Here is a 12,060-nt window from a genome sequence, read left to right on the forward strand (position 1 = left end):
GTGGCTTTTTTTTTATAAACTATTTGGAAAGGTTTTTGCGTATATACTTTAAAGAGTGAATATTTTTTGAACAGCCACTTATGGAACAGAAGGAAATGAAACATTTATATTGGAGGGCAGGATTTGGTATTAACCCAAAGGAGCTGGAATTTCTTTCAACAAAAAGTAGGGAAGATATTATAGATATGTTGTTTTATGAGTCGCAAAACACTCTTCCTTTAAAGATTGACACCCATGAATTTGACACGCTTACCCAAGAACAGTTTAAAAAAACAGATAAAATACAACGGGAATACATTGAAAAAAGCAGGAATAAGATTAAGGAATTAAACCATGCATGGGTTGAAAGAGTCTTAAACTCCCATAGTGTTTTACAAGAAAAAATGACTTTGTTCTGGAGCAACCATTTTGCATGTCAGAATGGAATGATCCTGTATGTCCAAAAATTTCATAATACCATCCGTGAACATGCTTTGGGCAGTTTTAAAGAGTTGGTAAAAGCCATATCCAGGGAACCTGCAATGATTGAATATTTAGATTTAAAACAAAATAGAAATGACAAACCCAACGAGAATTTTGCTAGGGAATTAATGGAACTATTCACTCTTGGTGTTGGGAACTATACTGAAGAGGATATTAAAGAAGCAGCCAAAGCTTTTACAGGTTATAATCACGATTTTGAAGGCCATTTTGTATTTAACGAAAACCATCACAACACCCAATTTAAGTATGTTTTTGGAAAGGCAGGACGCTATGAAGGAGACGACATCATAGATATTATTTTAGAACAAGAGGCCTGTGCAGAATTTATTTGTAAAAAACTGTATCGGTATTTTGTTAATGATGCCTTAAATAAGGAACACCTTAAGGAAATGACCCAAGTATTCTATCCAGACTACAATATTGAAACGGTATTGAGGTATATGTTCGCTCAGGATTGGTTTTACAATCCAAAGCATATTGGCAATAAAATAAAATCCCCTATCGAGTTGATTGCTGGAATTTCCAATACCATTCCCTTATCTTTTAAGGATACCAAACAGCTGGTTGCAGTAGAAAGAATGTTAGGTCAAATATTATTTTTCCCTCCAAATGTGGCAGGTTGGAAAGGAGGGAAAAGTTGGATAGACAGCAATACCTTGATGCTGCGATTGAAACTACCATCCATGTTGCTCTCCAATGCAACAATTGCCAATAACAAAAAAGGTGAGTTTTACGATTCTTTTCAAACATACACCAAAGAAAAGGTAGCAAATAACTTTTTTAAAACCACTTCAAATTGGCGTGTTTTTAATTCCAACTATCAACAGGTTTCAACTAAGGATTTGGCACAATACCTGTTGCAATGTCCTATAAATAAGGGCACGTTAAATTATTTGGAAACTTTAAGAATCAATAATAAGCAAGATTATTGCGTACAACTAATGTCTTTGCCAGAGTATCAAATGTGTTAATTATGGATAGAAGAAAATTTATAAAGCATTCCTCTTTGGCAAGTAGCTTGTTTTTTGTGCCAAGCTTTGTTAAAGCCTTCAGTAGTTATATTACTGCAGAAACAGGCTATAAACGTTTGGTTATTCTACAGCTTTCTGGAGGTAATGATGGCTTGAACACCATTGTTCCTTTTAGAAATGATGAGTATTATAGGGCTAGACCAACGCTTGCCTTAAAGAAGGAAGACGTCATGGCTTTGGATAACGATTTGGGCATGCATAAAAGCCTGTTGCCTCTTAAAAAACTCTATGACAAAGGTTTTGTGTCCATTATTAACAATGTAGGTTACCCAAACCCCAACAGGTCCCATTTTAGGGCAACAGATATTTGGCAAACAGCCAGTAGTTCCAATCAGTACTTGCAAAGTGGTTGGATAGGCAGATATGTAGACCAATTTGGTACAGCACCTTATACAGCTTTGGAGTTAGACCATAGTTTGTCTTTGGCTCTAAAAGGAGAAACCCAAAATGGCTTGGCAGTACAAAATGCCCATACATTTTACAAAATGACACAGGATCCTTATTTAAAGAATATTGCAAGCCATCAAGAAGAAGCGCATTTAAGCGAACATAATTTAGGGTATTTATACAAAACCATGATAGATGCAGAGTCTTCTGCCAAGTACATTTACGAAACCAGTAAAACGGTTTCTACTTCTGTAAACTATCCTAATAATTCTTTTTCCAAGCAGTTAAAAACCACAGCGCAGTTTATTAATTCAGGATTAAAAACAAGAGTATATTATGGGTCTTTAAACGGTTTTGATACACATGTGCATCAAGAAAACACACATAAAAGACTTTTAAAAGCATATGCTGAAGGCATCCATGCTTTTGTAAAAGACCTGCAATCTAAAGATACCTTTAATGACACTTTGATTTTAACTTTTTCTGAATTTGGGAGACGTGTCAAACAAAATTCTGGTCATGGAACAGATCATGGTTCTGCCAATGCGCTGTTTGTTATTGGAGGAAATTTAAAAAAACCAGGAATCTATAACAATCTAGCAAGTTTAAGCGATTTGGACGACAATGGTGATCTTAAATTTGAAATAGACTTTAGGACTATATATGCAACTGTTTTAAATAAATGGTTGGATGTAAACCATGAAGCAGTATTGTTCAAGAATTATAAGCAACTGGATTTTATATAAAAAAAACCTTGATTAAAGCAGTATGAAACTGTTTAAACAAGGTTGATATGGTAATTGATTAATAGCATTCAAAAATATTAAAAAACCATCTCTAGAGTGCTAACTATTTTATAGTTGGTAAGAACTATTGTATAATTGGTTGTAATTTTGGCATACTTAACTTTAGCTGTATTTTACTTTTCTTAATATCCTAACGGCTTCTTTGTAAAGCAGGTAGGTTTCTTTGTTAAAAGATTTTAAAAAAGGCTTCGCTTCATGAAGTTTGTCTATGGCTTCGTGAAACAAGTTCAAATAACAAATCAAGTAGGTGGCAGGAAGGTTTTTTAAATCTTGGACTTCGTTTTTATTTAAAGACATCCCTTTTTTTAATTTATCCAATATGGCATTATTGGCATTGTAAATATGATGCAGCACTTTCTTATCGTATTGAGGTGCTTCAAAAAGTAAAGTGGTTTCAATGTTATAACTAACGTTATCAGAAAATTGAATAACCGTTTCCTCCAAAGGGTAATATTTATAGGAGTTTTGTAGCCCTAAATTAACATATTCAATTATTTTAAAGCTATCTTCATCATAAGAAATGGAAACTTCATCCAAGGTAGAGTAAAACAAACGCACTTGTTCGTTTATAAGTTTAATATCAACTCGGGAGTAAAAGGTTTCGTCTTTTACCTGTTTTTTTTGTCCAGACCAGCATAACACAAAATATTCTTTAAATACTTTGTATTTCGGGTTGTAATCTTGTCTGCTTTTTAAAAAATCGAAAACACCATCAAGGGTATGTTCAATGTTGTTTTGAGAATGATTTTCAATGGCAGTTACAATACCAGAGTTTACATCCTTAATTTCTATATCAAAGACTTTGGGCATGCTCATGCTGCCATCCCTAAAAAAAACAGAACCACCATAATACTTCCAGATATTTTTCCTTAAGGAAGTAATTTTATCTATGGACCTTATGGTCACTAAACCAACCACTTTATCGTCTGGTAAATGAGGAAACGGAATGTTTTCATATTGAACGATAGGAGGATTTGTTAAATAGGCATTGATAAGGTTTTGAATTTTGCTGTCATCAAAAAAATCGACACCTACTATTTGGTTGTCCTCATCTTCAACACCAATAACTATGTAAGAATTGTTTTTTGGATTGCTATTTGAAAGGGCACAGACATGCTTTAAAAATTTAGCCTTTCCTTCTTTTTGGCTAATATCAATCATGCGCTTTTTATCGTAAAAGCTATTCTCATCATTATGAGCCAATAGGTTTTTAATAAGTAAGCGTTTGTTGATCATGTTCATTTACCACGAAAGTGGCATTTTTATTTATAACTCTTTCTTTACAATTGTAGACGAAGCTTGGGCCGTTGGGAACACCAACAAATCGGCAATATTAACATGGGCAGGTCTGCTTATGGTAAAATATATAATTTCGGCAACATCTTCGGGTTGCAAGGCTTTATAGCCTTTATATACATTGTCTGCAATGGCATTTCCCTTAAAACGAACCTTGGAAAATTCTGTTTCCACCAATCCCGGGTTTATGGCGCTTACCTTAATGCCAAAATCGTTTAAATCTATTCGCATACCTTCGGTAATGGCCAACACAGCATGTTTGCTGGCACAATACACGTTTCCTTTGGGATATACCTCTTTTCCTGCCGAAGAACCAATATTGATAATATGTCCGGTCTTTCGTTCTGTCATTTGTGGAATCACAGCTTTGCTAACATACAGCAACCCTTTTACATTTATGTCCATCATGGCATCCCAATCCTCCAGATTGCCTGCTTGAATGGCGTCCAGCCCATGGGCATTTCCGGCATTGTTAACCAAAACGTCAATGTTTTTAAAGGCTTCAGGCAAGGATGCAATGGCTTTTAGTGTTTCTTCTTTGTTCCTAACATCAAAATTTAAAATATGTACTTCGGTCTGTTTTTTTAAAGCTGCTTGTATGGATTTCAAACGTTCTTGTCGTCTTCCACACAAAATAAGATGCATGCCATGTTTGGCAAATTCATAAGCTGTTGCACGACCAATACCACTGGTGGCTCCTGTTATTAAGGCAATTTTTCTCATGATTTTTAATTATACTATAAAAATATCAATTCGTGATTAAATAATATCTTATTGATAGCATAAAATATTTGGTGGACGGGTTATTTTTAAGCAATTAAAAGATTTAACAAAATTTTAGTGATTTTAAAAACAAAACAGTTAAAATGCTGTTTAACAGGTTTTTAATAATAATTATTAATTAAAAGTAAGGATTGTTTAATCACGATAACAAGCGTTTGGTTTTAAAGAATAATCAATTTCTACAGACATAATCGTATATTAAATGAACCTAATAAAAAACTTATTTATGAAAACATTAAAGCAATTTAAAATTTTTATTTTATCAATATTGGCAATTACATTATTTAATTGTAGTGACAACGATGATAATACTACTGCAATAGATGGAACATCCTATTTATCTGTAAAATTAGTAGATGAACCAGGAGATTACGACCATGTATTTGTTGATATTGTTGATGTTATGGTAAAGGTTAATGATGCTAGCGATGATGAAAGCGGATGGGTAAGTCTAGAAGCCATTAACACAGGTGTTTATGACTTGTTGGAGTTAACAGGTGGAGTGAGTGTGTTGCTTGCAGATGGTTATGAAGTCCCTTCTGGCACCTTAAATCAAATAAGATTGGTTTTAGGAGAAGATAACACCATAGTTATTGATGGGGAAACTTTTCCATTAAATACCCCAAGTGCGCAACAATCTGGACTAAAAATTAACATTAATGAGCAATTATCACCAGGTTTTACTTATGATATTCTTTTAGACTTTGATGTTGATGAGTCTATTGTAGTAGCTGGTAATTCTGGAAATATAAACTTAAAACCAGTAATTAGGGCAAGTACTCAATATACCTCAGGAAGCATTCAGGGCATGGTAAATCCATCAAATTTTCAAGTTATGGCATCTGTTGACATAAACGGAGAAGTTGTTTCTGCTTATGCTGATGCCAATGGTAATTTTTTACTTGGTGGTATTCCAGAAGGCACATATGAGGTAACTTTTACTCCTGATCCAAATTCTGGATATGCAATAGTAACCGTGGATAATATAACTGTTGTAAATGGTCAAATTACAGATATGGGTCTGGTTGAATTAGAACTATTGCCTGAAGTTGGAGCAATTACAGGTACTATTTTAAATACTGGTGTTACTGCTACAGCTTCTGTTGATGTGGAAGGAAACATAATTACAGCCGAAAGCGATGTAAACACTGGTGTGTTTCTTTTAGAAAATATTCCAGTAGGTGTTTATACAGTAATAATTACTCCAGATCCAGTTTCTGGCTTATCCAGTACAGAGTTTATAGATGTTGAAGTTGTTCAAGATGCAACTTTAGATTTAGGAGACATTACTTTGGAGTAACTGAAAGTTTTATTAAAATATATGTTAAAGAGCAGCACTAACAGTGCTGCTCTTTAATTTTTAACCAATTATTAACAGCAAGACAGCGAAAATTTTAACAATTTGCATGGCTCAATTAAGGATGCTATATTCGAGCCTATAAAAAGTTAAAAAAATGATGGAAGATACAAGTACAATTGATATTAAGACAATTAACGAGAAGATTGAAAAGGAAAGCGCTTTTGTTGATTTACTTATTTTGGAAATGAACAAAGTTATTGTGGGTCAGAAGCACATGGTAGAAAGGTTGCTTATTGGTTTGCTTGGTCAAGGACATATTTTGTTGGAAGGTGTTCCAGGACTTGCAAAAACACTCGCTATTAACACGCTTGCACAAGCTGTGGATGGTAGCTTTAGCAGAATTCAGTTTACCCCAGATTTATTACCTGCAGATGTGGTTGGGACATTGATTTATAACATGAAGCAAAATGATTTCTCCATTAAAAAAGGACCCATTTTCGCAAATTTTGTGTTGGCTGATGAGATTAACAGGGCACCTGCAAAAGTACAATCGGCTTTACTGGAAGCCATGCAGGAAAAACAGGTAACCATTGGAGACGAAACCTTTGTGTTGGACAAGCCATTTTTGGTAATGGCAACCCAAAACCCTGTAGAGCAAGAAGGAACCTATCCGTTACCAGAAGCTCAAGTGGATCGTTTTATGCTAAAAACAGTTATAGACTATCCAAAGATGGACGAAGAACAGTTAATTATTAGAGCCAATTTAAAAGGCGCTTTCGAAAAAGTAAATCCGGTGATTTCCGTGCAGCAAATTTTAAACGCCCAAAAAGCTGTTCGTGATGTGTACATGGACGAGAAAATAGAAAAATATATCTTGGACATTGTGTTTGCAACACGTTATCCAGAAAAATACAAACTTGCCGATTTAAAACCATTGATTTCTTTTGGAGCATCTCCACGTGGAAGTATCAACCTGGCAACAGCAGCAAAATGTTACGCGTTTATTAAAAGACGTGGTTATGTAATCCCTGAAGACGTTAGAGCTGTTGTTTACGATGTATTGCGTCATAGAATAGGGATAACCTACGAAGCCGAAGCAGAAAACATCACTTCTGTGGATATTATCAACAAAATTGTAAACGAGATTGAAGTACCTTAATAGTTCAAAGTTTCAAATTCTAAATTCAGGGTTTTGTTACTTTGAATTTTAAATATTTAATCTTGAATCTAAATCATGGATACTAAAGAACTACTAAAAAAAGTACGAAAAATCGAGATCAAGACACGTCGTTTGTCTGATCATATTTTTGGAGGGGAATACCATTCCACCTTCAAAGGTCGTGGGATGACTTTTTCTGAAGTTAGGCAGTATCAATATGGAGACGACGTAAGAAACATTGACTGGAACGTAACAGCACGTTACAACGAACCTCATATAAAAGTCTTTGAGGAAGAGCGCGAATTGACCATGATGCTTATGGTGGATGTTTCAGGGTCTGAGTTGTTTGGTACCGAAGAACAATTTAAAAATGAAATTGTTACTGAAATTGCTGCAACCTTGGCGTTTTCAGCCACTCAAAACAACGACAAGATTGGATTGATACTCTTTTCAGATACTATCGAATTATACATTCCACCTAAAAAAGGACGTTCACATGTACTTCGTATCATTCGGGAACTTATAGAGTTTCACCCTAAAAGCAAACAAACCAATATTACCGAAGCCTTAAAGTTTTTGTCCAATGTAATGAAGAAAAAGGCCATAGTGTTTCTTTTAAGCGATTTTATAGCAGACGATTATAAACAAACCTTAAAAATAACCTCTGGAAAGCACGATGTTACAGGTATTAGAATCTATGATAAAAGTGAAGAATCCATACCAAATTTAGGTATGGTACAAATGCAAGATGCCGAAACAGGAGAGTATATGTTGGTGAACACGGCATCCAAAACCGTAAGAAGAAATTACAGTAAATTTTACCATGATAAAGTGGCCTATTTCAAAGACAGTTTTGCTAAATCTGGAGCAGGTTCTTTAGATTGTCGTGTGGACGAAAGCTACGTAAAAAAGTTATTGGGATATTTTAAAAGAAGAAATTAGTAAAAAAAAATGTCAGGTATGGCATGACACACTAAGTGCAGTGAACGTGCTAAACAAGATAAAAAATAAAATGAAATATAAGATTAATCATACCAAAGTTAAAACATATTTCAGTTCCAGCCTAATTAAGTCGTGGAGTCTATTTTCCATGTTTTTTGTTTTGTTTTCATCCCTAACTTTTTCACAGGAAATTTCCTCATCCATAGATTCCACATCCATTAAAATAGGTGAGCAAATTACCTTTAAGGTGGAAGTGGAAACAGACTCAACAAATTTGGTGGTTTTTCCTGAAGGACAAACCTTCATGCCTTTGGAAGTTATAGAGTCTTACAAAGTGGATACCACCAAAAAGGACGCCAAATGGCTTCTCATAAAAAAATATGGTTTAACCCAATTCGATTCTGGTACTTACACCATTCCAAAGCAAAAAATCCTTATAGGAAACAAATCCTATTTTACAGATTCCCTTAAAGTAGTTGTAAACACCATTGAGGTAGATACCACCAAACAAGGTTTGTACGAAATTAAACCTTTAATGGACGTTGAAAAAAGTGCAAGCGATTGGTGGAAGACCTTGCTTATTATCCTTGTATTTGTAGCTGTTGTGGCTGCTTTTTTATATTGGTTTATATGGCGAAAAAAACCATTGACCGAAGCAGAGGAGATAGCTTTGTTGCCACCTTATGAAAGAGCTAAATTGGCCTTAAAAAAATTGGACGAAAGTGGTTATTTGGAAAATTCGGAATTAAAGGAATACTATTCAGAATTAACCCTTGCCATTAGAAGATATATAGACGAAAAGGTTTACGATAGAGCTTTGGAAAGCACAACAGATGAACTTATTTCCAGGTTGAATTTACTTAAAGAAGGCAACCAAATAGATTTAAGTAAAGAAACCCTTAAAAACCTAGAAAGCATTTTCAAGCGTGCCGATTTGGTAAAATTCGCTAAATCTGCTCCAGATATAGAATTGGCAAAACTGGACCGAAACACCATAGATTTGGAAATAGATCATGTAAAAGAAGTGCTTCCAGAACCAACAGAAGAAGAAAAATTACTGGACCAACAATACAAAGAGGCACAAGCAAGAAAAAAGAAACAAAGAAAGATAGTGTTTACCAGTTTGGCTGCTGTAATGCTGCTTGTTGCAGTATATGTAGGGTTTGGAATAAAATATGGATTTGGGTATGTTACCGATACGCTTCTGGGTCATGATACTAAAGAACTGTTGGAAGGACAATGGGTTAGAAGCGAATATGGCGTGCCACCAATTGATATATCTACACCAGAAGTTTTAAAAAGGGACAATCCTCCAACACCTCAGGATATTAAAGCAAAACTTAACATTACTAGTTTTAAGTATGGTACTTTGCAAGAGGACTTATATATAAACCTGAGCACCACTACCTTTCAAAATCAAGGTCAAGATCCAGAGAAGAAAGAAGTGGATTTAACCCAAGTAGCTGCCAAAAGTATTAACGATTTAGAAAAACAAGGCGTTACAGATATTTTTGTAAAACAGGAAAAATTTGTCACTCCCAATGGCGCCGAAGGCCTTAAAACCTTTGGAACCTTAAAAATCCCTGAATTAAACTCAAACGATTTCAAGGATGGACATTATGTGCTACTTCAATTTGTTTCAGACAATAAAGATGTTTTGCAGCAAATTTTAATCACTTGGGCAGATGCTGATAGGTATGCCGAACAAATTTCAGAACGAATTATAAACTCCATAGAACTTAAAAAAGCAACACAATAATGTTTGAAGGGATTGAATTTTTAAATAAAGAGTTTTTCTGGTTGTTTTTATTGCTTCCAATAGCCATTTTATGGTATGTTTTTAAGTTCAATAAACAAACAGCCGAACTTAAAATATCCAGCTTAAAAGGTTTTAAAACAGGAAATTCCTTTTTACCAAAATTAAAACATGTCCTTTTTGTATTAAGATTATTGGTGTTGGCGTTATTGATTACAGCTTTGGCAAGACCAAGAACGGTAGATGTCTCAACAAAAACCAAAACCACTCGAGGGATAGATATTGTCATGGCCATAGACGTTTCGGCAAGTATGTTGGCCAAGGACTTAAGGCCAAACAGGCTGGAAGCATTAAAAGAAGTGGCTGCCGAGTTTATAAAAGAAAGACCAAACGATAGAATTGGTTTGGTTGAATATGCAGGTGAAAGCTATACAAAAACACCAATTACCAGCGACAAAGCCATAGTATTGCGCTCTCTGGAAAGCATAAAATACAATACCATTATTGAAGGAGGAACAGCAATTGGCATGGGTCTGGCAACTTCGGTAAACCGTTTAAAAGATAGCAAGGCCAAAAGCAAAATAATTATCCTATTAACAGATGGCGTTAACAACTCCGGTTTTATAGATCCTAAAATAGCTAGCGAATTGGCTGTGGAATATGGTATTAAAACCTATACCATTGGTTTGGGTACAAATGGAATGGCTTTAACGCCAATGGCTATTTTGCCTAATGGGAATTTTCAATATGGTCGTGCACAAGTTGAAATTGATGAAGAACTGCTTAAAGAGATAGCCAAAGTAACAGGAGGTAAATATTTTAGAGCAACAGACAATGAGAAGCTTGCCGAAATTTACGACGAAATAAACAAGTTGGAAAAAACAGAGATTGAAGAATTTAAATACTATAACTACGAAGAAAAATACAGACCATTGGTGCTTTTGGCAGGCATGTTATTGCTTTTGGAGTTATTATTGAGATTTACAATATTTAGGAGTTTTGTGTAAACTTAAAACTTTGAACACTTAACAATAGAAAATGTATCAATTAGAAGAAAAAATATGGTTTTGGGTATTAGCGGTTATTCCAGTAATAATCCTATTCTTTTTGGTGCTTCAAATATGGAAACGCCATGCTCAAAAAAAGTTTGCCAATAAAAAACTATTAAAGAGATTAAGCCCAAACCAATCGCTGTTTAAAAGTATTTTAAAACTTACTGTTATTTGCTTGGCCATAGCGTCTTTGTCCATTGCTTTGGTAAACCCAAAAATAGGTACCAAGCTGGAAACGGTTAAACGAGAAGGAGTGGATATTGTTTTTGCAGTGGATGTTTCCAAAAGTATGTTGGCAGAAGATATAGCACCAAACAGATTGGAAAAAGCCAAACAATTGGTAACACAAATTATCAATAACCTAGCTAGCGATCGTGTGGGAATTATTGCATACGCAGGAAAAGCCTTTCCTCAATTACCAATCACTACAGATTATGCTTCAGCAAAAATGTTCCTGCAAAACATGAATACAGACATGCTGTCTTCTCAAGGAACAGCCATAAATGAAGCCATTGAATTGGCCAAAACCTATTACGACGACGATGAGCAAACCAATCGGGTTTTAATAATTATTTCAGATGGAGAAGACCATAGTGAAGATGCAGCAAAAGTAGCGGAAGAAGCTAGCGAAGAAGGCATCAGGATTTTTACCATAGGTGTTGGAGACGCCAAAGGAGGTCCCATTCCCATCAAACGAAATGGCATTGTTTTAAACTACAAAAAAGATTCCAATGGCGAAACCGTTATCACTCGTCTAAACGAAGAAACCCTTAAAACCATTGCCAACGAAGCCAATGGCGCTTATTTAAATGGCAAGAACACCAACGAAGTGGTAGAAAACATAAGGGATATATTAAATAAAATGGACAAGAAGGAATTTGAAGCCAAACAGTTTGCCGATTTTAAAGATCAATTTCAATGGTTCTTGGCCTTTGCCATAGCTTTTTTGTTTTTGGACATTTTTTTATTGGACAGAAAAACAGCTTGGTTAAAAAAATTGAATCTGTTTAACGAAAACTTATAGTCTCAAGCTTCAATGTCCTGCAAGCTTAACCAAATTGAAAT

At 34.9% G+C, this 12,060-nt stretch carries 10 protein-coding genes; 8 read left to right on the top strand and 2 right to left on the bottom strand.

The features are described 5' to 3' along the window. Positions 1-80: 80 nt before the first annotated feature. Together AACY93_RS06210 and AACY93_RS06215 are read left to right on the top strand one after the other, a co-directional pair. On the top strand, positions 81-1,454 hold the full coding sequence (locus AACY93_RS06210) for a DUF1800 domain-containing protein (protein ID WP_287005734.1): 1,374 nt from the start codon (positions 81-83) through the stop codon (positions 1,452-1,454). A 2-nt stretch (positions 1,455-1,456) separates the two neighbouring features. Then, positions 1,457-2,647, top strand: a complete 1,191-nt coding sequence (locus AACY93_RS06215; protein WP_286853006.1) for a DUF1501 domain-containing protein — start codon at positions 1,457-1,459, stop codon at positions 2,645-2,647. 162 nt (positions 2,648-2,809) lie between these two features. Here the strand turns inward: AACY93_RS06215 and AACY93_RS06220 are convergent, their stop codons facing one another. Together AACY93_RS06220 and AACY93_RS06225 are read right to left on the bottom strand one after the other, a co-directional pair. Continuing rightward, entirely contained in the window at positions 2,810-3,943 is a 1,134-nt protein-coding gene (locus AACY93_RS06220) for an ATP-binding protein (protein ID WP_286853166.1), read from the bottom strand. Between the two features lie 30 nt (positions 3,944-3,973). After that, on the bottom strand, positions 3,974-4,726 hold the full coding sequence (locus tag AACY93_RS06225; protein ID WP_286853005.1) for an SDR family NAD(P)-dependent oxidoreductase: 753 nt from the start codon (positions 4,724-4,726) through the stop codon (positions 3,974-3,976). A 286-nt stretch (positions 4,727-5,012) separates the two neighbouring features. Here AACY93_RS06225 and AACY93_RS06230 point away from each other — a divergent pair, with 286 nt between their 5' ends. The 6 genes from AACY93_RS06230 to AACY93_RS06255 all read left to right on the top strand — a co-directional run bounded on the left by AACY93_RS06230 (position 5,013) and on the right by AACY93_RS06255 (position 12,019). Beyond that, a complete protein-coding gene (locus AACY93_RS06230; RefSeq protein WP_286853004.1) occupies positions 5,013-6,086 on the top strand; it encodes a DUF4382 domain-containing protein in 1,074 nt (357 codons plus the stop codon). A gap of 157 nt (positions 6,087-6,243) precedes the next feature. Then, positions 6,244-7,245 (top strand): MoxR family ATPase, encoded by a 1,002-nt coding sequence (locus AACY93_RS06235; protein WP_007647073.1) that lies wholly within the window; start codon positions 6,244-6,246, stop codon positions 7,243-7,245. A gap of 75 nt (positions 7,246-7,320) precedes the next feature. Beyond that, the gene (locus AACY93_RS06240) at positions 7,321-8,187 is read left to right on the top strand and encodes a DUF58 domain-containing protein (RefSeq protein WP_286853003.1); all 867 of its coding nucleotides are present in this window, start codon (positions 7,321-7,323) and stop codon (positions 8,185-8,187) included. Between the two features lie 70 nt (positions 8,188-8,257). Continuing rightward, entirely contained in the window at positions 8,258-9,946 is a 1,689-nt protein-coding gene (locus tag AACY93_RS06245; protein WP_286853002.1) for a hypothetical protein, read from the top strand. Beyond that, positions 9,946-10,950, top strand: coding sequence for a VWA domain-containing protein (locus AACY93_RS06250; protein ID WP_007647065.1), 1,005 nt, complete (start codon positions 9,946-9,948; stop codon positions 10,948-10,950). Before AACY93_RS06245 ends, AACY93_RS06250 begins: the two co-directional genes overlap by 1 nt. Positions 10,951-10,981: 31 nt before the next feature. Further along, positions 10,982-12,019, top strand: a complete 1,038-nt coding sequence (locus tag AACY93_RS06255; protein ID WP_286853001.1) for a VWA domain-containing protein — start codon at positions 10,982-10,984, stop codon at positions 12,017-12,019. Positions 12,020-12,060: the final 41 nt, after the last annotated feature.

The organism is uncultured Xanthomarina sp. (assembly GCF_963971605.1).
Lineage (GTDB): Bacteria > Bacteroidota > Bacteroidia > Flavobacteriales > Flavobacteriaceae > Xanthomarina > Xanthomarina gelatinilytica.